The sequence below is a fragment of the Arthrobacter globiformis genome (genome assembly GCF_046536215.2).
Classification (GTDB): domain Bacteria; phylum Actinomycetota; class Actinomycetes; order Actinomycetales; family Micrococcaceae; genus Arthrobacter; species Arthrobacter globiformis_E.
Map to the genome: position 1 here is coordinate 4,908,076 of NZ_CM143421.1, position 23,998 is coordinate 4,932,073.

Below are 23,998 nucleotides of genomic sequence, written 5' to 3' on the forward strand. Positions count from 1 at the left end.
CCGGCAAGGCCGACATCCCGGCTGCAGATCTGAACTGCAGCCCAGATCCAATCATCGCGTCCAGCTCACAGTCTGGACGCCGTCGAGGGGGAAGGATCCTTCGTGACCGAAACCACTGAGCTGTCGCCAGCTGTGGACACACCATCTTCTGCTTCCGGATCGTTGACGGAAGCTCCCGCCAAGAGCAGCGGCCTTGCCGGCCTGAAGCTCGCCCAGCTGCAGGCGCTTGCCAGCCAGCTCGGTATCTCCGGCGGTTCCCGCATGCGCAAGGGCGACCTGGTGACAGCCATTTCCGCGCACCGTGCAGGCACGTCCGCCACCGCCACCAAGGCACCGGCGCGGACCGCCAAGGCTGCTGAACCGGCTGCCCCCGCCGCCGAAACCCCCGCTGCCGCCCCGGCCGCGGAAGCAGCCGAGGCTCCGGCACAGGAGACCCGTGCACGTGGCCGTGGCCGCAGCCGCCGCGCAGTGAGCGACGGCATTGTTGCCGCCACTGCGGCTGAAGCGGCCGCCGAGGCTCCGGCAGCTCCGCAGGCCGCTGAAGCACTGGCCGCCGCCGAGGCACCCGCGGCCGCTCCGGCCGAGGGTGCTTCTGCCGAGGCTGAGGGCGCAGAACGCCGCCAGCCGCGCACCCGCAACCGCCGCCGTGGCGAAGCAGCCGCAGCGGCCCCCGCCGAGGCCCCCGCCGCTCCGGCCGAAGCTGCCCCCGAGGCACGCGGTGCTGAGACCCGTGGCGCTGAAACCCGCGGCGCTGAAACCCGCGGTACAGAAACCCGCGGTGCTGAGGCCCGCGAGCAGGCAGCCGAAGGCGAAGCCGGCCAGCGCGAACGCCGCGACGCCCGCGGCCGCGGAGGCCGTGACGCCGGCGAAGCCGGCGGACGCGACACCCGCCGTGACGACACCCGCGACGCCGACGAAGACGGCGGCAGCCGCCGCAACCGGCGGAACCGCCGCGACCGGAACGACCGCAACGAGCGTTCGGACAGCCGCGACGGTGGCCGCAACGAACGCTTCCGCGACCGCAATGACCGCCGCCGCGGACGCAGCCAGGGGCCCGACGTCGACGACGTCGAGATCACCGACGACGACGTGCTGCTGCCGGTGGCCGGCATCCTGGATGTCCTCGAAAACTACGCGTTCATCCGCACGTCCGGTTACCTGCCGGGCCCGAACGACGTGTACGTCTCCCTGGCCCAGGTCAAGAAGTACAACCTGCGCAAGGGCGACGCCGTTGTTGGCGCCATCCGCGCACCGCGCGACGGCGAGGACCGCGGCCAGCAGTCCGCCCGCCAGAAGTTCAACGCGCTGGTCCGCGTCACCTCGGTGAACGGCAAGACCGCCGAGGACCTCAAGGACCGCGTTGAGTTCGCCAAGCTCGTCCCGCTGTACCCGTCAGAGCGCCTGCGCCTGGAGACCGACCCCAAGAAGATCGGCCCCCGCGTCATCGACCTGGTCGCCCCGATCGGCAAGGGCCAGCGTGGCCTGATCGTCTCCCCGCCCAAGGCGGGCAAGACGCTCATCCTGCAGTCCATCGCGAACGCGATCACCACCAACAACCCTGAGGTCCACCTCATGATGGTGCTGGTTGACGAACGTCCCGAAGAAGTCACGGACATGCAGCGCACCGTCAAGGGCGAGGTCATTGCCTCCACCTTCGACCGTCCCGCCGACGACCACACCACGGTGGCCGAACTCTCCATCGAACGCGCCAAGCGCCTCGTGGAAATGGGCATGGACGTCGTGGTGCTCCTGGACTCCATGACCCGTCTGGGCCGTGCGTACAACCTGGCAGCCCCGGCCTCCGGCCGCATCCTGTCCGGTGGTGTGGACTCCGCTGCGCTGTACCCGCCCAAGCGGTTCTTCGGTGCTGCCCGCAACATCGAAAACGGCGGCTCGCTGACCATCCTGGCCACGGCCCTCGTGGAGACCGGATCCAAGATGGACGAGGTCATCTTCGAAGAGTTCAAGGGCACCGGCAACATGGAGCTCCGCCTGTCCCGCCAGCTGGCGGACAAGCGTATCTTCCCCGCCGTGGACGTCAACGCCTCCGGCACGCGCCGCGAAGAAAACCTGCTCTCGGCCGAAGAGGTCAAGATCATGTGGAAGCTGCGCCGCGTCCTCTCCGGCCTGGAGACCCAGCAGAGCCTGGAACTGCTGACCAACAAGATCCGCGAGACCCAGAGCAACGTCGAGTTCCTCATGCAGGTCCAGAAGACGACGCTTGGCGCCAAGTCGGATAACGACAAGTAGCTGCGTTAGCCGCTCAAAGTATGCCGGCCACTCCCTGGCCGGTACGTTTTGGGCGGCTTCGTCGTTAAACCGCCACTTCCTGGCCCAACAGCAACGCGGGGTCAGATATCGCCCAATGGAGCCGCCGGATTGGGCGGTAAGTGACCCCGCGTTGCAGTAACTAGACTTGGTTACAAGTCGAAAGAGGTTTTGAGAATGTTTGAGTCCGTACAGGGCCTGTTGGACGAGCATGATTCCATCCAGGCGCAGTTGGGGGATCCGGCTGTTTATGCTGACCCGAAACTGGCCCGGAAGCTGGGGCGGCGGTCTGCCCAGCTGAACGGCATTGTGGACGCCTACCACAAGTGGGAAGGCCTCCGGGATGACCTCGCCGCTGCCAAGGAGATGGCTGCCGAGGACCCTGAGTTTGCTGCCGAGGTGCCTGAACTGGAGGAATCCCTGGAGACAGCTGCTGCGCGGCTGCGGCGGCTGCTGATTCCCCGGGACCCGGACGATGCACGCAACGTGATCCTCGAGGTCAAGGGCGGCGAAGGCGGCGACGAGGCTGCCCTGTTCGCCGGCGACCTCCTGCGAATGTACACCCGCTACGCGGAATCCCGCGGCTGGAAGACCGAGATCATCTCCTCCACCGAGTCCGACCTCGGCGGCTACAAGGATGTTCAGGTGGCCGTCAAGGGCAGCTCGAACGATCCTGCCGAGGGCGTTTACGCCCGGCTGAAGTTCGAGGGCGGCGTGCACCGCGTCCAGCGTGTGCCAGTCACCGAATCGCAGGGCCGCATCCACACGTCGGCCGCAGGCGTTCTTGTGCTGCCCGAGGTTGATGAGCCGGAAGAGCTCGAGATCAACCAGAACGACCTCAAAATCGACGTTTACCGGTCATCGGGTCCCGGCGGCCAGTCCGTCAACACCACCGACTCCGCCGTCCGCATCACGCACCTTCCCACCGGCATCGTCGTGGCCATGCAGAACGAGAAGTCCCAGCTGCAGAACCGTGAAGCCGGCATGCGCGTGCTCCGTGCCCGCATCCTGGCCCACCAGCAGGAGCAGATCGACGCCGCCAACTCAGAGCAGCGGAAGTCCCAGATCCGCACCATGGACCGGTCCGAGCGGATCCGCACGTACAACTACCCGGAAAACCGGATCGCCGACCACCGCACGGGCTACAAGGCGTACAACCTGGACCAGGTCATGAACGGTGACCTCGAGCCGGTCATCCAGTCCGCCATCGAGATGGACGAGCAGGCGCGGCTGGACGCCATCGGCGACTAGGAGCCTCCGGATCACATGACGCCCGAGCACACTGCGGAGCCGCCTGCCCAGTCGCCGTCCGGCCAGACCCTGGCGGACGCCGTCCGCGAAGCGACAGAGCGCCTGACCGAGGCCGGCGTCCCCAGCCCCCGGGTGGACGCCGAGTTGCTGGCGGACCATTTGCTGGGCGTGGGCCTGGGCCGGCTGCGGGCCATGATGCTCGGCGATGCCCCCGCCCCGGCAGGCTACGCCGAACTCGTTGCCGAACGCGCCACCCGGATTCCGCTCCAGCACATCACGGGCGTGGCGCACTTCCGCTATCTTCAGCTCGCGGTGGGACCCGGCGTCTTCATTCCCCGCCCGGAAACCGAGTCCGTCGTGCAGCTGGTCATCGACCGGCTGCGGGCACTCGAACGGGCCGGCGTGGTCCGCCCCAAGGTGGTGGACCTCGGCACCGGTTCCGGTGCCATCGCCGGATCGATCGCGCACGAGGTGCCCGAGGCCGAGGTTTTCGCGGTGGAGTTCAGCGAGTTCGCGCACGCCTGGGCGGCGAAGAACCTCCGGCCGCTCGGCGTCACCCTCCTTCTGGGGGACCTGCGGAACGCCCTGCCGGAGCTTAACGGAACATTCGACGTCGTGGTTTCCAACCCGCCGTACATCCCCGCCGAAGCCATCCCCAATGAACCGGAAGTGGCGCTCCACGACCCCCCGGAAGCGCTGTACGGCGGGGGAGCGGACGGCATGGAACTGCCGACGGCGGCCGCCGCCTCGGCGGCGCGGCTCCTGGTCCCCGGCGGCTACTTCGTGATGGAACACGCCGAAGTCCAGGCCGGCTGGATATCCACGGTGCTGAAGCGGAGCGGGCTCTGGACCGACGTCACCACGCACTTTGACCTTAACGGCAAGGAACGCGCCACCAGCGCCGTCCTTGCCTTCCCGCCCGCGGAGTAATGAAAGAATGAGGCAGTGACCACTACGTACAACTGCACGGCCGACGACGAGCGGACCGCCGGAATCGCCCACGCACGGCGGGCGATCCTCGAGAAGAAGTGCGTTGTCCTTCCCACGGACACCGTCTACGGAATCGCCGCCGATGCCTTTTCCCCGCAGGCCGTCACCATGCTGCTGGTCTCCAAGGGACGCGGCCGGAACATGCCGCCGCCCGTCCTGATTCCGCGCCTGACTGCGCTCGACGGGCTGGCCACCGATGTGTACCCGGACGCCCGCGACCTGGCGGAGGCCTTCTGGCCCGGCGGGCTGACCCTGATCTTCCACGCGCAGCCGTCCCTCGACTGGGACCTTGGCGAGACCAAGGGCACCGTTGCCCTGCGCATTCCGGACGATGAGGTGGCGATCGACCTGCTGACCGTCACCGGCCCCCTCGCCGTGTCCTCGGCAAACCGGACCGGCCAGGCGCCGGCGCAGACAGCCTTTGAAGCACGCTCCCAGCTCGCGGAGTCCGTGGAGGTCTACCTTGAAGGCGGCTTCCGGCCGGTCGAGGGAACCGACGCGCGGCCGTCCACCATCGTGGATGCCACATCGCTGCCGCTGCGCGTGGTCCGTGAGGGGGCCATCAGCATCGAGCGGCTGCGCGGGGTGGTCCCCGGCGTTCTCGACATCAACGGCAACGCCGCGGACGAGGTAGGGGTCTCCGCCGAGGACGACGCTGGGGTTCCCGCTGCCGAAGCGCCCCTTCAGTCCGGCGCCGTGCAGCCCGAGGCCGGCGAAAAGCCCGCAAGCGCCGAATGACGCTGCAGAGGCAGACCATACCGGTCCTCGGCGTGGATGCCACGCCCCTGGACGTCGACGGACTCGCAGCAGTCCTCAACGGATTCGTGGCTGACGGCACCACCAGGACCGTCGTCGGACACAATCTCCACAGCGTGACGCTGTTCCACTCTGAACCCGAGTTCAGGAAGTTCTACGAGAACAGCGACGTCGTCCTTCTCGATGGCGCGCCCGTCCTCTGGCTGTGGGGGAGGAGCCGGCACAAGACCGGCGGGGAAGCCGGCTCCCGGCCCGTCATGGACTACCGGCTGGGTTCAACCGACTGGATTCCCGCGCTGGGCCGCCTGGACGGCCTTCACCGCATCGCCGTCCTTGGCGCCGGGGCTGCCGCCAACGCCAAGGCTGTGGCGAAGCTGCAGGCCATCGTCCCGGGCGCCGCTGTCTCCGGAATGCCGGGGGAGGGCTGGGATGCGGATCTGGAGGAGAAAGCAGCCGCGTGGCTGGCCGAGGTCCAGCCGCAGCTGGTGCTGATCGGACTTGGCATGCCGCTGCAGGAAGAGGTGCTGTGGCGCCGCCTGCCGTCGCTGCCGCCGGCCGTGTATTGCGCCGTCGGGGGAGCCATCGAGCAGATCGCCGGCATCCAGAAGCTGGCGCCCCGCTGGCTTGGCCGGCTGGGCCTGGAGTGGGCCTGGCGCCTGCTGCTGCATCCGCGCCGCGTGGCGTACCGGGTGTTCGGCGAACCGTGGGTCCTGCTGGGACTGCTGCTGCGGCGCCGGCTGCGCGGCCGGGGCTAGAGGGCAGGCCCCGCCCAGGTCAGAACTTCTGGTCCTTCAGCGGGCCGAAGCCCTTGCCGCGGAGCCCGGCGGAGAACGCCCGGAACCAGTCCGCCAGCCCGCGGAGGTCGCCCCGGCGGAGGAAGTAGCCGAGGTAGCCGCCCACATCCGCCACCAGGGACTTCACACGGAAGTGGCGGCGAATGAGGTAGCCGCGGTTGCGGTAATAGTAGTAGCGCTTGAAGGCGCCCTCCGGAACGATGACGTGCCAGCGGGCTCCAAATACGTGCTTCGTTTCGGAAAACGCGTGCGGGTGCATGATCGCAGCCGTGGTGACGGTGCCGAAACGGATGCCAGCCTTGCGCAGCCGGATGGTGAAGTCCACTTCGTCGCCGCGGATGAACAGGCGCATGTCCGGCAGCCCCACCTTGAAGAAGACATCGGAGCGGATGAGGGCACCGTTGAAGAAATGGCCGTCGTTCGGCAGAAATCCCACCTTCTCCAGCGCGGCCCGGTCATGCGTGACCTTGCCGTCCAGCCGGAAGAAGAAGGAGAGCTGGTCGGGATGGCCCGGAGCTACGACGAGGGGCACAACAGCGTCCAGGTCCCGTGCCTCCGCTTCCCGGATCAGCGTGGCAAGGCAGTCGGCGTCCGCCGGCTCGGCGTCGTCGTCCATCATCCAGACCCATTCGGCGCCGCTGGCCACCGCCTTGAGCGCCGCGAGGGAAAAGCCTCCGGCGCCGCCAAGGTTGGCTTCCGAACGGATGTAGTCCACATTTTCATGCTGCGCGGCAACGTCTTTCGCCGGCACGGTACCGCTGTCCACGAGGCAAATGGTGGACACAGAGGCCGTCTGATTATTGATGGCCTTCAGCAGGACGGCGAGCTCACGGGGACGGTCAAATGTCACGGCGGCAACTGCAACCGACACTGGCATGGCGGGGATCCTTTCAGCACAGCCGTCGGCAAGTTTCCCGCCGGCGTATGGCCGTGTGACGCGAAGCGATGTACCCGTTGGCGCTAGTATCTTGACTAGAGTCCACTGTAATACAGCCCCGTCAGGCACTATGCACTGCCTGTCTGTGCGCGCATGGCGACGGAGAAGTTTCATTTATTGCACGTCAGATCCACAGCTAACGAGCCCGCATGGTCCTCCCGGCCAGATACCGAATCCGCATCCGAATAGCGTGCAGCATGGCAGCATGCACCGCGGCAGCATCAAACCCAATGCCACGGGAACGGTGGCCGCGCCATGATCATGTACCTGTCCATGATGCTGACAGCGGCCATTGTCTCCTACGGCGCAACCTGGGGTGCGCGGCTGATCGGCAACCGGCTTGAGCTCTTTGCCCCGATCCGCAGCCGGGACATGCATTCCAGCCCGGTCTCGCGCCTTGGCGGGCTGGGGATCTTCGCCGGCGTGCTGGTGGCGCTGGCAGTGTCCAGCCAGTCCTTCTTCGTCAAGGACATCTTCCGGAACAACGGCTCGCCGTGGGGTGTGCTGGCTGGTGCCGCCGTCATCGTGCTGGTGGGAGTGGCGGACGACCTCCTGGACCTCCGCTGGTGGATCAAGCTGATCGGGCAGGCCTGCGCCGCGCTCGTGGTGGCCGTCTGGGGTGTCCGCATGACCATCATCCCGTTCGTTCCGGAGCCGATCCGCTTCGAATCAGACCCGGTCAACATCGCCCTCACCACCGGCCTCATCGTCGTCACCATGAACGCGTTCAACTTCATCGACGGGCTGGACGGCCTGGCCGCCGGGGTGGCCATCATCGGCGGCTCCGCGTTCTTCCTTACGGCCTACTGGGTCCACCGGAACGCACCGATCCTGGACCGTTCAGATCTCGCCACCCTGCTGACGGCTGTCCTGGTGGGGAGCTGCCTGGGCTTCCTGCCCCACAACTGGTTTCCCTCGAAGATCTTCATGGGGGACTCCGGCGCGATGCTGATAGGCCTGCTGATGGCGTCAGCCGGTGTGGTCTCCACCGGCCAGATCACGTCGGGGCTTTATGACCGCGTCAACGGTATCCCCACGATCATCCCCATCCTGCTGCCGTTTGCGGTGCTCTTCCTGCCGCTCCTGGACCTCTGCCTCGCGGTGGTGCGGCGCACCGCCGTCGGACGTTCACCGTGGTCTGCGGACCGCGGGCATCTGCACCACAAACTCATGGACATCGGCTACTCCCACCGCACCGCGGTCATGCTCCTGTACTTGTGGGCGGCGGTGCTGTCCTTCGGCGGCCTGGCCTTCGCGGTCTACCCCTGGCAGATTGTGCTGGCAGTGATGGTCGCCGCCACGCTGGTCATGGGCCTGGTCACGGCCTGGCCCTACCTGAGCCGCCGCGGGGAGAACACCGGAGCAGGAGTGGGGACGGCGCCGGAGTAACACGCGCTTTTCGGAAAATTTCTATCTCGTGTAGAATTCAGGTGCAGGTCTTTCCTGCACCACTCCACCCTGCCCCGAAGATTGGGTTCGCATGACCTCCAACGCCGACCCCGGACCTGCGTCCGGCAAAGGATCCGTTGGCGTCTCCGGTCCCACACGGTCGCTCTGGCTCGGTCTGCTGGGACTCAGTTCCGCAGTCGCCGGCGGCGCCCTGGTTCTTACCGGCGTCGTGGCTGCCCTGCTGAACGGCTGGACCGGTGTTGTGTCCAGCAGCCTCGGTGGGCTGCTTGTGGTCGTGTTCTTCGCGGTCAGCCTCCTGATCGGACACTTCGTGGGGCGCAACAACCCCTCAGGTGCCGTCGGACTGTTTGTGGCGACTTACTTCGTCAAAGTCATCGGCTTTGCCGTGGTCCTGTTTGCCGTCGGTGCCCCCGACTGGCTGCATGGCCGCTGGTTCGTCATCGGCGCCGTCGTGGCAGTGGTCACGTGGCAGGCAGCCGAGATCTACGGTTTCAGCAAAGCCCGGCTGCAGATCTTCAACGACCCGGAGCAGGCCGGCGACCCTAAACGGAACGGCGGCAGCACCGATGTCTAAGCGCAACCACCCCGGGAAAAACGAGCCCGGGACACCCGAACCGACCCCCGGTTCCACCGCTGTACCCGGCGAGAATTCCGACGGCGGTTACAACGCTGGAATGGCCGTCTTTAGCTACATTATTGGCGGAATCATCGTCTGGAGTTTGATAGGGTGGGGACTGGATTATCTGTGGGGAACCCGCTGGATTGTGCTCGCAGGCGCTCTGCTTGGAGCCGCGGGAGGGTTCTATCTGTCCCATATGCACGGACTCACCAGTTCAAGGAAACCAACTGGCGGGAACGGTGCAGCCAGCGGCCCGTCGGAGGACGGGAACAGTAATGCCAAATAATTTCACGAGGGGGAGGGCAAGCATGACGCGCGCCGGAACCCGACCAACGCCCAACGATGGACACTGCAGAGAGGAAACGCGTTGATCGCGCTTGCGCTCCCGGCCCAAAATTCAGGAGAGTTCACACCTCCCGGAATTGAAGAAATGCACCTGCCGGCAATCCTGCCGTGGGGTGCGGCAGACGGATTCTCCAAGCAGATGCTGCTGGTTATCCTGTCCGTCGTCATTATCGCCACATTCTTTGTGCTCGCTGCACGGAAGCAGCAGCTCGTTCCCGGCAAGCTGCAGTTCGCAGGTGAGGCCGCCTACGGCTTCGTCCGTAACAGCATCGCCAAGGACATCATCGGTGGCAGGGACTTCATCAAGTACGTCCCGCTCCTGTTCAGCCTGTTCTTCTTCATCCTGGTGAACAACATCTACGGCGCCATCCCGGTGATCCAGCTCCCGAGCTTCTCGCACGTCGGCGGAGCCTACGTGCTGGCAGCCATCGTGTACGTCACCTGGATCGGCATCGGCATCAAGAAGAACGGCCTGCGCTACTTCAAGCTCGCCACCGTTCCCTCCGGTGTCCCGGTCTACATCCTCCCGATCGTCATTCCGATCGAGATCATCTCCAACTTCCTGGTCCGCCCGGTCACGCACAGCCTGCGTCTCTTCGCCACCATGCTGGCCGGCCACCTGATCGTCATGATTGCCGGCTCCGGCATCGAATACCTCGTCATGCAGGAGAACGTACTCCTCAAGGGCACCTCCGTGCTGGTTCTCGCCGGCGCGATCGCCATGTACATGCTGGAGGCGCTGATCATGGCGCTGCAGGCTTACGTGTTCACACTGCTGACCGCGATCTACATCGAAGGCGCACTCCACGCCGACAGCCACTAGGCACCTCAAACTTCCCCTCGTGGGGATGAAGCAACCCAAACAACCTGCCATATACATGGCATCTTGAAAGGAAGAAAAATGGAAGGCTCCATCAACGGCTCCCTCAACCTCATCGGCTACGGTCTCTCGGCCATCGGCGGTGGTATCGGTGTGGGTCTCGTGTTCGCTGCCTACATCAACGGTGTGGCTCGTCAGCCGGAAGCCCAGCGCGTCCTGCAGCCGATCGCATTCCTCGGCCTTGCGCTGACTGAAGCCCTCGCCATCCTGGGCCTGGTCTTCGCTTTCGTTCTCAAGTAAACCTTCAGAACCTAGCGAACATTCAGAACCGAGTAGATAAGGACGGGTGAAATATGAATCAGCTGATCATCTCAGCCGCCACTGAAGGCGCCGCGGCGGCTAACCCGCTCGTTCCCAATCTTTGGGAAATGGGCGTCGTCCTCGCCGGCTTTGCTGTCCTCTTTTTCATCGTGGTCAAGTTCGTTGTCCCGATGTTCGAGAAGACGTTTGCAGAGCGTGCCGAGGCCATCGAAGGCGGCATCGCCAAGGCTGAGAAGGCTCAGGCTGAGGCTTCTGCCGCACTCGAAGAGTACAAGCAGCAGCTCACTGATGCCCGTGCTGAGGCCAACCGTATCCGCGAGGAAGCACGTGCCGAAGGCGCCCAGATCCTGGCGGAACTGAAGGAGAAGGCGGCAGCCGAGTCTGCACGCATCACCGCTCAGGCACACGCGCAGATCGAATCCGAGCGCCAGGCGGCCGTTGTGTCGCTGCGTTCGGAGGTGGGCACCCTCGCCACCACGCTTGCGGGCCGCATCGTTGGGGAAACCCTCGAGGACGACGCACGCGCAGCACGCGTTGTTGACCGCTTCCTGGCCGATCTGGAGACCCAGAACGCAGGTGTAGCTAAGTAATGGCAGGTGTATCGAGCGAATCGCTGACCAAGGCGCTGACCGAGCTGGAGCCAAAGCTTCCGTTTGCATCGCTGCAGTTGGCAAAGGAACTTTTCGGGATCCTGGGAGCGGTAGACAGCTCGGCTGGCTTGCGCCGCGCCCTGACTGACCCCTCCCGCAGCGGTGAGGAAAAGTCGGCGTTGATCAAGCGGCTCTTCAGTGGAAAAGCTTCCGCTGAAGCCGTGGACATCGCAGCCGGTCTGGCCAGCTCACGCTGGGCATCGGCGCGAGACATCGGCGATGCACTCGAGACGCTTGCCGCAACGGTGGTCATCGCCGTTGCTGAAAACAAGTCGGCCGTTTCTGCCTCCGGAATCACCGGTCTGGAAGAGCTGGAGAACCACCTGTTCTCCTTCAACCAGGCCGTGGCTGCCAACCACGATGTGCAGCGCGCCCTGTCTGAACCGCAGGCCAGCGCCGCAGCGAAGACTGCCCTGGCCGAAAGGCTCGTTCCCTCCGCCAGCGAGGAAGCAAAGGTCCTCATCGGACAGGCAGTGACGCAGCCCCGTGGCATCAAGGCAACCAGGCTCGTGAGCCGTTTCGCCGAGCTCGCCGCCAAGCGCCAGCAGCGCTGGATTGCGACGGTCAGCGTTACGCGTCCCCTGACGGAGACGCAGGCAAGCCGTCTGCAGCAGGGACTGAACTCCCTCTACGGACGCGAGCTGAAGGTCAACTTCAAGGTTGATCCCACGCTGATCGGCGGCATCCGGGTGCAGGTGGGGGACGAAGTGCTCGACGCTTCGGTCATCACCCGCCTGAACGACCTCCAGCGCCAGCTGGCCGGCTAGCCGGACAAGCACAACACAACTGATAGAAACCCCGGTCATCGTGAGCAACGATGATCACGAATACAGGAGAGCAGGGACTGCAGATGGCCGAATTGACCATCAACGCCGACGACGTCCGTAATGCGTTGAACGAATTCGCGGCGTCCTACGAACCCGGAAACGCAGAGCGCGTAGAGGTCGGCCGTGTGACCACCGCAAGCGACGGCATCGCCCGTGTTGAGGGCCTTCCCTCGGTCATGGCGAACGAGCTGCTTCGCTTCGAAGACGGCACCCTGGGCCTGGCCCAGAACCTCGACGTGCGCGAGATCGGTGTCATCATCCTCGGTGACTTCAACGGCATCGAAGAAGGCCAGGAAGTGCACCGCACCGGACAGGTTCTGTCCGTGCCGGTGGGCGACGCCTTCCTCGGCCGCGTGGTGGACCCCCTGGGTGTGCCGATCGACGACCTCGGCGAGATCAAGGCCGAGACCACCCGTGCCCTGGAACTCCAGGCACCCGGCGTTACCCAGCGTAAGTCTGTGCACGAGCCGATGCAGACCGGCCTGAAGGCCATCGACGCCATGATTCCGATCGGCCGCGGCCAGCGCCAGCTGATCATTGGTGACCGTCAGACCGGCAAGTCCGCCATTGCCATCGACACGATCATCAACCAGAAGGACAACTGGGCTTCCGGTGACGTGAACAAGCAGGTCCGCTGCGTTTACGTCGCAATCGGCCAGAAGGCCTCGACGATCGCGGCAATCCGCCAGACCCTTGAGGACAACGGAGCGCTCGAGTACACCACGATCGTTGCCTCCCCGGCGTCCGACCCGGCCGGCTTCAAGTACCTGGCACCGTACGCCGGCTCGGCCATCGGCCAGCACTGGATGTACGGCGGCAAGCACGTCCTCATCGTGTTTGATGACCTGTCCAAGCAGGCCGAAGCCTACCGCGCTGTGTCGCTGCTGCTCCGCCGCCCGCCGGGACGTGAAGCCTACCCGGGCGACGTCTTCTACCTGCACTCCCGCCTGCTGGAGCGTTGTGCCAAGCTCTCCGACGAGCTCGGCGCAGGCTCGATGACCGGCCTGCCGCTCATCGAAACCAAGGCAAACGACGTTTCCGCCTACATCCCGACCAACGTGATCTCCATTACCGATGGCCAGATCTTCCTGCAGTCGGACCTCTTCAACGCCAACCAGCGCCCCGCTGTTGACGTTGGAGTCTCGGTGTCCCGCGTTGGCGGTGCCGCCCAGGTCAAGTCCATGAAGAAGGTCTCCGGTACGTTGAAGCTGGACCTCGCCCAGTACCGCGACATGCAGGCGTTCGCGATGTTCGCATCGGACCTCGATGCCGCATCCCGCCAGCAGCTGACCCGTGGTGCTCGCCTGATGGAACTGCTCAAGCAGGGCCAGTACTCGCCGTTCCCGGTGGAGAACCAGGTTGTGTCCATCTGGGCCGGTACCCAGGGCTACCTGGACGACGTTCCGGTTGAGGACATCAGCCGCTTCGAGTCCGAATTCCTGGAGCACCTCAAGCACAAGTCCTCGATCCTCACGACGCTGGCACAGACCAACGTCCTGGACGATGACACCGTGGAAGCACTGAAGACCGCCATCGTGGACTTCAAGAAGGGCTTCTTCGGCGAGGGGGACAGCCAGCTGGTGGGCGCCGGCCACGAGGAGCATGAAGCTATCTCGGAGGGTCAGGTCGACCAGGAAAAAATCGTCAGGCAGAAGCGCTAGTTTCGCTGGCAGGGACTGCCGGAACCCCGCGGGGGTCCGGCAGTCCCGGCCATCGGGATCTTAGGAAAGGATAAGTATGGGAGCCCAGATCCGGGTCTACCGCCAGAAGATCAGCTCGACGACGTCGATGCGCAAGATCTTCAAGGCGATGGAACTGATCGCTACCTCGCGCATCGGCAAGGCCCGCGCACGCGTAGCAGCTTCACTGCCTTACGCGAACGCGATCACGCGCGCCGTTTCTGCCGTCGCAAGCCAGAGCGAAATCGACCACCCGCTGACCACCGAGCCGACGAGCATTCGCCGGGCCGCTGTTCTGGTCATCACTTCGGACCGTGGCCTCGCAGGCTCGTACTCCGCCAGCGTGCTGAAGCAGGCCGAAGGCCTGAACGAACTGCTCCGTGCCGAAGGCAAGGAAGTCAAGACGTACCTGGTGGGCCGCAAGGCGCAGGCTTACTTCGATTTCCGGAACCGTCCCTACGGACGCGTCTGGACGGGCAGCACCGATGCCCCTGAGTTCGCCACGGCGCAGGAGATCGGCGCGGCTCTGCTCGAAGACTTCGCCACCGACTTCGAAGAGGGCGGCGTGGACGAAATCCACGTTGTGTACACCCGCTTCAAGTCCATGGTGACCCAGGAGCCGACCGTCATCCGACTTCTTCCCCTCGAAGTTGTGGAAGAGCAGGCAGCGTCCGAGTCGGAACTGCTGCCGCTTTACGAATTCGAACCGGAGCCGGAACAGGTGCTCAACGCACTGCTGCCGCGCTACATCGAATCCCGCATTTTCGCGGCCATGCTGCAGGCGGCGGCTTCTGAGCTTGCGGCACGCCAGCGGGCGATGAAATCCGCCGGCGACAACGCCACGGAGCTCATCAAGAAGTACACGCGTCTGCGCAACACCGCCCGCCAGGCAGAGATTACGCAGGAGCTTTCCGAAATCGTGGCCGGCGCCGACGCACTCGCGTCCTGACCGGCCGGATCTCGGATCCAGCCAGACCTGCACCACCAGATAAACTTAACCCCACGCCATCTACGAGTGAAGTGAGAGAGATGACTGCCACCGCTACCGAGCACGTAGCAGCAACGGCCGGTGCCACCGGCCGTATTGCCCGTGTCATTGGCCCGGTTGTCGACGTCGAATTCCCGGCTGACGCAATCCCCTCGATTTACAACGCACTCACCACCGAGATCACTCTCAACGGTGAGACCAAGACCATCACGTTCGAGACCTCCCAGCACCTGGGTGACAACCTCGTCCGCGCTATCTCCCTGCAGGCAACCGACGGCCTGGTCCGCGGCACCTCCGTGGTTGACAGCGGTTCCCCCATCTCCGTGCCTGTTGGCGACGGCGTCAAGGGCCACATCTTCAACGTCCTCGGCAAGCCGCTGGACGTCGAAGAGTCCGAGATCCAGGCGTCGGACTACTGGCCGATCCACCGCAAGGCCCCGTCCTTCGCGTCCCTCGAGGGTTCCACCGAAATGCTCGAAACGGGCATCAAGGTCATCGACCTCCTCACCCCGTACATCAAGGGTGGAAAGATCGGCCTGTTCGGCGGCGCCGGCGTGGGCAAGACCGTTCTGATCCAGGAAATGATCACCCGTGTTGCCCGCAACTTCGGTGGTACCTCTGTGTTCGCCGGTGTTGGCGAGCGTACCCGTGAGGGCAACGACCTCTGGGTTGAAATGGAAGAGGCAGGCGTCCTCAAGGACACCGCCCTCGTGTTCGGCCAGATGGATGAGCCGCCGGGAACGCGTCTGCGCGTGGCCCTGTCCGCCCTGACCATGGCGGAGTACTTCCGCGATGTCCAGAACCAGGACGTGCTGCTCTTCATCGACAACATCTTCCGCTTCACGCAGGCAGGTTCCGAGGTGTCCACGCTGCTGGGCCGCATGCCTTCCGCCGTGGGTTACCAGCCGAACCTGGCCGACGAGATGGGCCTCCTGCAGGAGCGCATTACGTCCACCAAGGGTCACTCCATCACCTCGATGCAGGCCATCTACGTTCCCGCAGATGACTACACCGACCCGGCACCGGCCACCACCTTCGCGCACCTGGATGCGACCACGGAACTTTCCCGTGAAATCGCCTCCCGTGGCCTGTACCCGGCCGTGGACCCGCTGACCTCCACGTCGCGAATCCTGGACCCGCAGTACATCGGCAAGGACCACTACAACACGGCTGTCCGTGTGAAGCAGATCCTGCAGAAGAACAAGGAACTCCAGGACATCATCGCCATCCTCGGTGTTGACGAACTGTCTGAAGAGGACAAGATCGTCGTGTCGCGTGCACGCCGCATCCAGCAGTTCCTCTCCCAGAACACCTACACCGCCAAGCAGTTCACCGGCGTTGAGGGCTCCACCGTTTCCATCAAGGACACCGTTGAAGGCTTCGCGGCCATCTGCGACGGCGAACTTGACCACGTTGCAGAGCAGGCGTTCTTCAACGTCGGCGGTCTGGACGACGTCGAGCGCCAGTGGGCCAAGATTCAGGAACAGACCAAGTAATATGGCTGAGCTTGAGGTTGAGATTGTCGCAGCGGACCACTTCGTGTGGTCCGGGGCGGCCAAGATGGTCAAGGCCCGCACCAGCGATGGTGAAATCGGAATCCTGCCCGGCCACTCGCCCGTGCTGGCGATTTTGGCCGAGGGTCAGCTGGCGATCGAGCCGGTTTCCGGCGACCGCATTGCCGTAGACGTTGACGGCGGGTTCTTCTCCGTCGACAACAACCGGGTGGTAATTGTTGCTGACAACGCCCAGCTGGGTGACGCGGCCACTGCGGGGATCCGATAGCACAACCCTGATGGACGTTACTTCCTTTCCGTTCATCGCCATAGCAACCGTGTTTGCGGTGCTGATTTTTACGCTGTGCCTGTTTGGGGTGCGCCGCTTCAACCTGCGGCGCGCCCTGGGCACGGTGGACGCCTCCATTCGTACGGCTGGAAAGAGCTGGCGGATGGGGGTTTGTCGTTATCAGGACAATGAGCTTGAATGGTTCAAACTCCTGTCGCTGAGCGTCCGGCCCCGTCACCGCTTCAAACGGAGTTCGCTTGAGCTGCTGGGCCGGCGGCAGCCCACGGAGGCGGAGCTGGTCAAGGTACAGCCCGATGTGGTGATCGTGGAGCTTCGCTACGAGGGCCAGGACGTTTTCCTGGCCATGAAGTTTGATGCCTACACCGGTTTGTCCTCGTGGCTGGAAGCGGGGCCGGTCATCGGGGTTGGGACCTGGCGCTGAGGTTTCACCCCGGCACCAATGCCGCCCGTGAATGTTTCAAGACTTGAAAATATTTGTGACAAAAAAATGATCCCCGGCACGAATGCCGAGGATCATTTCTTTTGAGACTAATTAGACGACGGTTACGCCCGTAGCCTGGGGGCCCTTGGCACCCTGGCCGATTTCGAACTGAACGCGCTGGTTCTCGTCGAGGGTCTTGAAGCCGCCGGTCTGGATCTCGGAGTAGTGAACGAAGACATCGCCATCGGAGTCGTCCGGGGTGATGAAGCCGAAGCCCTTTTCAGCGTTGAACCACTTGACGGTTCCCTGTGCCATTTATTTCTCCTCAGTATGGAACTGTTTAAGGCCAGCACACCTCGTACTGGTCTTGGTTACTCCGCGAGAAGAATCCTGGCCTGCACCCCCGATGACCGGAATTGCGTTGCAGGAGCTTCGCGCTCGCAACATGTCTTGCGAGCATGAAAAACACCTACACAAAGACTGATACAAGAATTTCATGGGCAAACCGTCTGGTCAACGGGCAAAACGCGAATTCCGGCAAATTTTGGGCAAATCGGGAGTAAACGCCTGATCACCCGGTGGCTACGGCTACGCGGGCCGGAAGTACCGCTTAGAAAAGCCGGGATTCGACGTCGTCAACGCCCCGCATCGCGTCGTAATCCAGGGTCACGCAGTCAATCCCGCGGTCCGTGGCCAGGATCCTGGCCTGCGGCTTGATCTGCTGGGCGGCGAAGATGCCGCGCACCGGTGCCAGCAAGGGATCCCGGTTGAGCAGCTCGAGGTACCGTGTCAGCTGCTCCACGCCGTCGATGTCGCCGCGGCGCTTCAGTTCGATGGCCACCGTGGCTCCGGCCGCATCCCGGGCCAGGATGTCCACGGGACCGATGGCTGTGAAGTACTCCCGCCTGATCAGCGAGAACCCCTCGCCGAGGGTTTCGATCTGGTCGGCGAGGAGGCGCTGCAGGTCGGCCTCGACGCCGTCCTTGATCAGGCCGGGGTCCTGGCCGAGCTCGTGGGAGCTGTCGTGGATCTGTTCATGGATGTTGATGATGAGCCTGTCGTCCGTCTTGGCCGACTGCACGGTCCACTGTTCGACGACGCCCACCTCGACGTCCGCCTCCTCCGGGGAGGTGACGCGGAGAACGGCGGGCGGGCTCATCCAGTTCAGCGGCTTGTAGGAGCCGCCGTCGGAGTGCACCAGCACGGAACCGTCGGCCTTCACCAGCAGGAGCCGGGTGGCGAGGGGGAGATGGGCTTTGAGCCGGCCAACATAATCAACGGAGCAACGGGCTATGACGAGACGCACGCCCTACACCCTACCTTCTCCGCGGTGCGTTCCCTGCAGCGCGTTCCCCGCAGAGGGCGCCCGGCACGGGCGGCAGAACACGCAGCTGTCCGGCGCGCCTTAGCACGGTGTCATGCTGGGCGGGGCAGGGGCGCCGGCTGAGGCAGAATGGAGTCATGCCGCGCTCCAACCGCCCCCGCCGACCCAAGACCGGGCGCGGTGCGGCCGGAAACGCCCCCGGCGGCGGAAAGCACGGCACCGGTCCCGCTCCGGAACTCGACCTGGAGCGGGCGCGCGCGGGAATTGCCCGCCGGGAAAGCGCGCCGGACGGCGACTGGATGGTGCGGACCATGACGGCCCGCAATGCTGAAAAGACCTACATCTGCCCGGGCTGCTCCACCGCGGTACTGCCCGGGATCGCCCACCTCGTGGTCTGGGCAGACGACCATCTGTTCGGCGCTGCCGCGGGTCTGGCCGAGCGGCGCCACTGGCACACCAACTGCTGGACGTCCCGTAACTTCCGGTACCGGTGACGCCCGCGCCCGGTAACGCCGGGCGGGCAGTGTCCGGCCCAGCCCGGCCGGAAGATAAGCTGGTGCGCATGACTTTTGACCCGGCGTCGTACGTTTTCAGCCAGCCATCAGCAGCCACCGCAATCCGCGCCTCGACGGTGCTTCCCGCCCGGCGCGAGAACATCGAAATCCGCACCGAGGACGGCCACACGCTGGTGGGCGAACTGGCCTTGCCGGAATCGGGTCCGGTCACCGCCACGCTGATCACCCTCCACCCGCTGCCCACGCACGGCGGCTTCATGGATTCCCACGTGTACCGCAAGGCCTCCTACCGGCTGCCGGCCCTGGCCGGCGTCGCCGTGCTGCGCTTCAACACCCGGGGTACGTCCTCGCCGCGCGGAACCAGCGACGGAACCTTTGAGGAAGGCATCGGCGAGCGGTATGACGTCGAGGCGGCGGTCCGTTTCGCCGCCGAGCGCGGGCTGCCCAACCGGTGGCTCGTGGGCTGGTCCTTCGGCACTGAGCTGGCCCTGATGTACGGCGCCGTCGAGCCGGTGGCCTCCCAGGTGGAGGGTGCGGTCTTGCTGTCGCCCCCGCTGCACCGGGCCACCGACGAGCACCTGAAGCTCTGGGCGGAGGCCGGCAAACCGCTGACCGTCCTGGTGCCCGAGCACGACGACTACCTCCGGCCCGCGGCCGCTGAGGCCCGGTTCGGCCTTGTGCCGCAGGCCAGGGTGGTGGGGGTCGACGGCGCCAAGCACCTGTGGGTGGGGGAGAAGCAGGCCGCCCGGGTGCTGAACGAGATCGTGGACGACGTTACGCGCGACGGCTCAGGAGCCGCGGGCCTCCCGCAGGAGTGGGAAGGGCCGGTGGCCACCGCCGCCGTCTGAGGCTGGTGCCTCCCGCCGCTTAGTGCCTAGTGCTTGTCCTGGCGGACGATGTAGATCTCCTTGATCAGCAGCAGCGTGGCAGCCGCCGTCGGGATGGCAATAAGCGCGCCGAGGACGCCGAGCAGGCTGCCGCCGGCAATGACGGAGATCACCGCGACAGCGCCCGGCACCGCCACGGCCTTCTGCATGATGCGCGGCGAGATGAAGTACGCCTCGAACTGCAGGTAGGCGAAGTAGCAGATGGCGTAGGCCAGGGCGGACTGCCAGCCGAGCGTCAGGGTGATCAGGATGACCACCACGCCGGCGATCAGGCCGCCGACCAGCGGAATGAAGGCCAGCAGCGCCACGATGAATGTCAGCAGCACGGCGAACGGCACGCCGATGATGGACATCACGATGAAGGCGAACGTGGCATTCAGGAGGGCGACCACTGCCTGGCCGATGACATAGTTGCCCACCGAGCGGGTGATTTCCTCGGACAGCGCCTCGACGCGGGCCCGCCGGGACCGCGGTGCCAGCCGGTAGCCCCATTTCTTCATCGCCGGCAGGGCTGCCAGGAAGTACAGGCTGAGCACCAGTACGATCAGCGTGCCGAAGAGGCCGTTGGCCACCGTCGACCCGAAGCCGAGGACGCCGCCGAAGATACCGCTCATGGCTTCGGGGTTCTTGACGAACTTGTCCAGTTCCTCGGTGATGCGGTCGCGGACGCCGAACTGGTTGTCCAAGGTCCGGAAAAAATCGGAGTTGATGAAGTCCCGCACCCACACGGGGGCCTGCTTCACGAGTTCCGTCACCTGCTCCACGATCGTGGGGATCAGGGTGGCAAAGAAGCCCACCACCGCGAGCATCAGCACCGAGACCGAGACGAGGATGCCGGCGGGCCGGGGAATCCTCCGGCCCTCAAGCCAGCGCACCACGGGGTCGAGGCCGAGGGCGATAAACATGGCGGCGACGATCCACAGCAGGAGCTGGGTGGTGTGTGATCCGATCCAGTAGACCAGCAGGGCCAGGCCCACGCCCACGGTGCCCATGAACCCCAGATAGAGGGGGTGCTGGGCGGAGATGCGGGGGCCGGGGGAGCCGAACCGTGCGGTGTCCGCGGTCTCGCCGGCATCTTCCGGCGCAAGGTTGTCCGGGTGCTCCGGCGGGAATTCAAACCGGAGCCGGGGCTGGGCGCCGGGGATTGGCTGGCGCAGGCGCCGCAGCACCGCGCCCAGGGCGGCGGGACGGCCCTTCGCTTTGGCTGACTTCTGCGGCGGCGTGGCCTGTGGCACGGCGCCGGGTGCCGCAGCATTGTGTGCAGCAGTGTCCTGTGCTGCCGGCAGGCTCTGCGGGGAGTCGGCGTCGGGCAGATCTTCGGGGCCGCGCATGGACGGATCCGTGTGTTCAGTCACTGCTTTTTGATGCCTTTACCGTGCGTGGCGCCGCGGCTGCGGGCCAGATGTGATGATCATCGCAAACACTATCAGCAGCCTTGTGAATAGCCGGGCGGGCGGCGTTTCGCCGGGGCGGCTGCGGGCGCCGTGAACCCCCCGATCCGGCCTATTGGTAACAAAACGGTTACTATTGAAGCTAAACCCCCGCTGATGATAGGTATTCCTTTGCGTTTCAAGACTGCAGTTGCACTTGTGCTGCTCGGCCTCCTGACACTGCTGGCCGGCATCGGGCAGAAGACCTTCTGGGCCCCCGCCGAGACAGTGACGGCAACGGCCTCCGCCGGCGAAGCCGCGCCCCTGACCGTTATCGACCAGAAGCTGCGCACCCTTGAGGGTGGAACGGTCACCATCAAGGTCAAGGGCGAGGGCAGCTTCCTGCTCGCTGCAGGACGCCCGGACGACGTGGATGCCTGGGTGGGCAAGACCGCCCACAACACGGTCACCGGAGTCTCCGACGACAGGAAGTCGCTGCAGGTCAAGCACACCGACGGCGAAGCCAGCGCGCCGTCGCCCGCCGGCTCCGACCTCTGGGTAAGCACCGAAAATGCCAGCGGCGAGCTGGACTACACGTGGTCCGCTCCGGCCGACGGCGACTGGTCCCTGCTGCTCGCAGCGGACGGAAAGAAGCCCGCGCCGTCGTCCATTTCCATGACGTTCCCCAACGACACGTCCATGCCGTGGGCGGTGCCGCTCATGGTCCTCGGCGGCCTCCTGATCCTCGCCGGCGGGGCACTGCTGGTACTCAAGCCCAGGACCGGGGCGCCCGGCGACGGCGGACCCTCCGATGGCGGATCCGCAGGCAACGGGCCCGCGGACGAGGGCGCCGACAAACAGGGCAGCCTGTTCGCGCGGCGGGCCCGCGCCAAGGCGGCAGCCAAGGCCGGTGAACGGTCCTCTTCCGCACGGCTCAGCGTTGTGGTCGCGGCTACCACCGCCGCTGTCCTGGCCGGCACCGCAGCTGCCGCGCAGGCCAGCACCTCGTCTGCCCCGGCGTCGACCTCCACCGCCCCCTCAGCCAGCGCCTCGCCCGGGGCCGGCGGCACGCCGGTCGTTCTGGACGCCCAGTTCCGCCGCATCCTGGAACAGGTGGCCAGCGCCACCGACGCCGGCGACGCCGCCAAGGACGCCAAGAAGCTCGCCGCCCGCGTTGCCGGGACGGAGCTCGAAGTGCGTACCCAGAACTACAAGATCAGGTCGCGGGTGGCCTCCTATGACGCCCGCATGCCCGTGCGCTCCACGAAGCTCCTGACGACGGTGGTCACCGACAAGCGCGAATGGCCGCGGTCCGTCCTGGCCGTCACGCAAGGTGAAGGCAACGTTGTGCCGCAGCTGCTCACGCTCGTGCAGAACTCCCCGCGGGAGAACTACAAGCTCGTAGGCACGTCGCCGCTGCAGCCTGGCGCCACCTTCCCGTCCATCGTTCGCGGCGGCACGCAGTCGCTTGCCGCAGGCGACAAGTCCGGCCTGCTCTACAGCGGACAGGAAGCGCTCGCAGGACTGGCCGACCGGCTGACAAAGTCCAACTCCACGTTCAAGAGCAAGCTGGTGGAAGGGGAATCTTCCCCGTACATCGCGGACACACTGTCCTACCAGGCTGACATTGTGAAGGACGGCGTCGACGGCAAGTTCGCGTTCACGCACAAGGTTGTTCCGGAGAGCACCGTGGTGTTCCGTACGGAGGACGGCGGGGCTCTGGTCCTTGGCCGCCTGACCTTCAACTTCGACGGCACCCCCAAGGCCGAAGGCGACAAGCTGTCCATCGGCAACGATGCGGCCGTCCTCGCCGGGGGCAAGGAGACCACCACCGGCATGGTGCTGAAGTTCGCCGAATCCGTGGCCGTGTACGTGCCGCCGGCGGACTCGAAGGACCCGATGAAGCTCGTGGCCGCCACGCGCGGACTGGTGGGGGCCAGCTTCAAGTAGGGAACAGGTTCCCTCAACCTGCCGTCACTCGAGCGGCCGCGGTGCTTACTGCGGCCGCTCTTGTGGCTAGAGTGGGAGCTATGAGTTCGCCAGCTTCCCGCCCTGTCCCTTCGGCCGCGAGCCAGCTTAACCTTCGCGGCGCCGTCGATCTCTCCTCCCTCAAGCAGCGGCCGGCGCCACCGGCGCCGGCCAATGGTCCGGCGGCAGGGGACGCGCAGGCCCGGCAGGCCCCGCAGAACGACGGCGGCCCCGCCCTCCGGGTGGACGTCACGGAGGCAAACTTCCAGAGCCTTATCGAGCTGTCCGCCCAGGTGCCCGTGGTGTTTGTCCTCTGGGCCGCCTACTCGCCCGAGTCAGCCGGCGTGCTGGATGTCCTCGACCGGAACATCCAGAGCTACGGCGGCCGGCTGGTCCTCGCCGCTGCGGACATCGAAGCGTTCCCCCAGCTGGCCCAGGCCTTCCAGGTACAGGCCGTCCCCACCGCCGTCGCCGTGATCAAGGGCCAGCCGGTTCCGCTCTTCCAGGGCGGCGCGGACGAGCAGCAGATCCGGCCGCTGCTGGACGAACTCCTCACGGTTGCTGCTGCCAACGGGGTGACCGGCAACGTCGAAGGCGGCGCAGCTTCAGCTGAAGAACCCGGCCCGGCCCCGCTCCCGCCGCTTCACCAGAAGGCGTTCGACGCCATTGAAGAGGGTGACTACGCCGCAGCGGCTGCTGCCTACCGGCAGGCGCTCGCTGAGATGCCCGCGGACGCGGAGGCCAAGGCCGGCCTGGCGCAGGTGGAACTGATGGAACGCCTGCAGAGCCTTTCCGGACCCGAGGGCGAGGCCCTGCGCCAGCTCGCCGCGGACGAACCCGACAACCTGACGGCCCAGCTGGGCGTGGCGGACCTCGATCTCGCGGGCGGCCACGTCGAGGATGCCCTGAACCGCGTGGTCGCGTTCATCGGCAGGAACTTCGGACCGGAACGCGAGACCGCCCGCGTCCGCCTGCTTGAACTGTTCGAAGTTGTCGGGACCACAGACGAGCGCGTGGGCAAGGCCCGCCAGGCGCTGGCCCGGGTGCTGTTTTAG

The 23,998-nt window shown here is 65.5% G+C and carries 25 protein-coding genes; 21 read left to right on the forward strand and 4 right to left on the reverse strand.

Annotation, left to right across the window (positions count from 1 at the left end; genetic code table 11):
* Positions 1-102 precede the first annotated feature (102 nt).
* The 5 genes from rho to R5O87_RS22315 all read left to right on the forward strand — a co-directional run bounded on the left by rho (position 103) and on the right by R5O87_RS22315 (position 6,020).
* Entirely contained in the window at positions 103-2,250 is a 2,148-nt protein-coding gene (gene rho, locus R5O87_RS22295; RefSeq protein WP_410555057.1) for a transcription termination factor Rho, read from the forward strand.
* Between the two features lie 195 nt (positions 2,251-2,445).
* The gene (prfA, locus tag R5O87_RS22300) at positions 2,446-3,519 is read left to right on the forward strand and encodes a peptide chain release factor 1 (RefSeq protein WP_410555056.1); all 1,074 of its coding nucleotides are present in this window, start codon (positions 2,446-2,448) and stop codon (positions 3,517-3,519) included.
* A 15-nt stretch (positions 3,520-3,534) separates the two neighbouring features.
* A complete protein-coding gene (prmC, locus tag R5O87_RS22305) occupies positions 3,535-4,449 on the forward strand; it encodes a peptide chain release factor N(5)-glutamine methyltransferase (protein WP_410555055.1) in 915 nt (304 codons plus the stop codon).
* A 15-nt stretch (positions 4,450-4,464) separates the two neighbouring features.
* Positions 4,465-5,247, forward strand: coding sequence for an L-threonylcarbamoyladenylate synthase (locus R5O87_RS22310; protein WP_410555054.1), 783 nt, complete (start codon positions 4,465-4,467; stop codon positions 5,245-5,247).
* Positions 5,244-6,020, forward strand: a complete 777-nt coding sequence (locus tag R5O87_RS22315) for a WecB/TagA/CpsF family glycosyltransferase (RefSeq protein ID WP_410555053.1) — start codon at positions 5,244-5,246, stop codon at positions 6,018-6,020. The genes R5O87_RS22310 and R5O87_RS22315 overlap by 4 nt, the downstream gene beginning before the upstream one ends.
* Positions 6,021-6,039: 19 nt before the next feature.
* Here the strand turns inward: R5O87_RS22315 and R5O87_RS22320 are convergent, their stop codons facing one another.
* The gene (locus R5O87_RS22320; RefSeq protein ID WP_410555052.1) at positions 6,040-6,936 is read right to left on the reverse strand and encodes a glycosyltransferase; all 897 of its coding nucleotides are present in this window, start codon (positions 6,934-6,936) and stop codon (positions 6,040-6,042) included.
* A gap of 315 nt (positions 6,937-7,251) precedes the next feature.
* Between R5O87_RS22320 and R5O87_RS22325 the strand changes: the two genes are divergently transcribed.
* From R5O87_RS22325 to R5O87_RS22380, 12 genes are all read left to right on the forward strand, one after another.
* On the forward strand, positions 7,252-8,385 hold the full coding sequence (locus R5O87_RS22325) for an MraY family glycosyltransferase (RefSeq protein ID WP_410555051.1): 1,134 nt from the start codon (positions 7,252-7,254) through the stop codon (positions 8,383-8,385).
* Between the two features lie 91 nt (positions 8,386-8,476).
* Positions 8,477-8,980: a hypothetical protein gene (locus tag R5O87_RS22330; RefSeq protein ID WP_410555050.1), complete on the forward strand. Its 504-nt coding sequence runs from the start codon at positions 8,477-8,479 to the stop codon at positions 8,978-8,980.
* On the forward strand, positions 8,973-9,311 hold the full coding sequence (locus tag R5O87_RS22335; RefSeq protein ID WP_410555049.1) for a hypothetical protein: 339 nt from the start codon (positions 8,973-8,975) through the stop codon (positions 9,309-9,311). Before R5O87_RS22330 ends, R5O87_RS22335 begins: the two co-directional genes overlap by 8 nt.
* 81 nt (positions 9,312-9,392) lie before the next feature.
* The gene (gene atpB / locus R5O87_RS22340; RefSeq protein WP_102972065.1) at positions 9,393-10,193 is read left to right on the forward strand and encodes a F0F1 ATP synthase subunit A; all 801 of its coding nucleotides are present in this window, start codon (positions 9,393-9,395) and stop codon (positions 10,191-10,193) included.
* A 78-nt stretch (positions 10,194-10,271) separates the two neighbouring features.
* A complete protein-coding gene (gene atpE / locus R5O87_RS22345) occupies positions 10,272-10,490 on the forward strand; it encodes an ATP synthase F0 subunit C (RefSeq protein ID WP_003804776.1) in 219 nt (72 codons plus the stop codon).
* A 53-nt stretch (positions 10,491-10,543) separates the two neighbouring features.
* The gene (locus R5O87_RS22350) at positions 10,544-11,101 is read left to right on the forward strand and encodes a F0F1 ATP synthase subunit B (protein WP_111905892.1); all 558 of its coding nucleotides are present in this window, start codon (positions 10,544-10,546) and stop codon (positions 11,099-11,101) included.
* A complete protein-coding gene (locus R5O87_RS22355; RefSeq protein ID WP_410555048.1) occupies positions 11,101-11,928 on the forward strand; it encodes a F0F1 ATP synthase subunit delta in 828 nt (275 codons plus the stop codon). The genes R5O87_RS22350 and R5O87_RS22355 overlap by 1 nt, the downstream gene beginning before the upstream one ends.
* 83 nt (positions 11,929-12,011) lie before the next feature.
* Positions 12,012-13,649 carry a F0F1 ATP synthase subunit alpha gene (gene atpA / locus R5O87_RS22360; protein ID WP_410555047.1) on the forward strand — a complete coding sequence of 546 codons (1,638 nt, stop codon included), beginning with the start codon at positions 12,012-12,014 and terminating at the stop codon, positions 13,647-13,649.
* Between the two features lie 76 nt (positions 13,650-13,725).
* Positions 13,726-14,616: a F0F1 ATP synthase subunit gamma gene (locus R5O87_RS22365; RefSeq protein WP_410555046.1), complete on the forward strand. Its 891-nt coding sequence runs from the start codon at positions 13,726-13,728 to the stop codon at positions 14,614-14,616.
* An 80-nt stretch (positions 14,617-14,696) separates the two neighbouring features.
* Positions 14,697-16,151 carry a F0F1 ATP synthase subunit beta gene (gene atpD, locus R5O87_RS22370; protein WP_377989917.1) on the forward strand — a complete coding sequence of 485 codons (1,455 nt, stop codon included), beginning with the start codon at positions 14,697-14,699 and terminating at the stop codon, positions 16,149-16,151.
* Between the two features lies 1 nt (position 16,152).
* Entirely contained in the window at positions 16,153-16,437 is a 285-nt protein-coding gene (locus R5O87_RS22375) for a F0F1 ATP synthase subunit epsilon (RefSeq protein ID WP_306924356.1), read from the forward strand.
* 10 nt (positions 16,438-16,447) lie between these two features.
* Entirely contained in the window at positions 16,448-16,879 is a 432-nt protein-coding gene (locus tag R5O87_RS22380) for a DUF2550 domain-containing protein (RefSeq protein ID WP_306924354.1), read from the forward strand.
* A 111-nt stretch (positions 16,880-16,990) separates the two neighbouring features.
* Here the strand turns inward: R5O87_RS22380 and R5O87_RS22385 are convergent, their stop codons facing one another.
* Positions 16,991-17,194, reverse strand: coding sequence for a cold-shock protein (locus R5O87_RS22385; RefSeq protein ID WP_003804766.1), 204 nt, complete (start codon positions 17,192-17,194; stop codon positions 16,991-16,993).
* Between the two features lie 295 nt (positions 17,195-17,489).
* A complete protein-coding gene (gene nucS, locus R5O87_RS22390) occupies positions 17,490-18,185 on the reverse strand; it encodes an endonuclease NucS (RefSeq protein WP_410555045.1) in 696 nt (231 codons plus the stop codon).
* 155 nt (positions 18,186-18,340) lie between these two features.
* Between nucS and R5O87_RS22395 the strand changes: the two genes are divergently transcribed.
* Together R5O87_RS22395 and R5O87_RS22400 are read left to right on the forward strand one after the other, a co-directional pair.
* Positions 18,341-18,697 (forward strand): ATP/GTP-binding protein, encoded by a 357-nt coding sequence (locus R5O87_RS22395; protein WP_354258593.1) that lies wholly within the window; start codon positions 18,341-18,343, stop codon positions 18,695-18,697.
* A 68-nt stretch (positions 18,698-18,765) separates the two neighbouring features.
* Positions 18,766-19,566 carry an alpha/beta hydrolase gene (locus tag R5O87_RS22400; protein ID WP_410555044.1) on the forward strand — a complete coding sequence of 267 codons (801 nt, stop codon included), beginning with the start codon at positions 18,766-18,768 and terminating at the stop codon, positions 19,564-19,566.
* A 26-nt stretch (positions 19,567-19,592) separates the two neighbouring features.
* Here R5O87_RS22400 and R5O87_RS22405 read toward each other — a convergent pair whose 3' ends face one another.
* Positions 19,593-20,960: an AI-2E family transporter gene (locus tag R5O87_RS22405; RefSeq protein ID WP_410555043.1), complete on the reverse strand. Its 1,368-nt coding sequence runs from the start codon at positions 20,958-20,960 to the stop codon at positions 19,593-19,595.
* 192 nt (positions 20,961-21,152) lie between these two features.
* On the opposite strand from R5O87_RS22405, the gene R5O87_RS22410 reads away from it, so the two are divergent.
* Together R5O87_RS22410 and R5O87_RS22415 are read left to right on the forward strand one after the other, a co-directional pair.
* Entirely contained in the window at positions 21,153-22,925 is a 1,773-nt protein-coding gene (locus R5O87_RS22410) for a hypothetical protein (RefSeq protein WP_410555042.1), read from the forward strand.
* Positions 22,926-23,005: 80 nt separating this feature from the next.
* Positions 23,006-23,998, forward strand: a complete 993-nt coding sequence (locus R5O87_RS22415) for a co-chaperone YbbN (protein WP_410555041.1) — start codon at positions 23,006-23,008, stop codon at positions 23,996-23,998.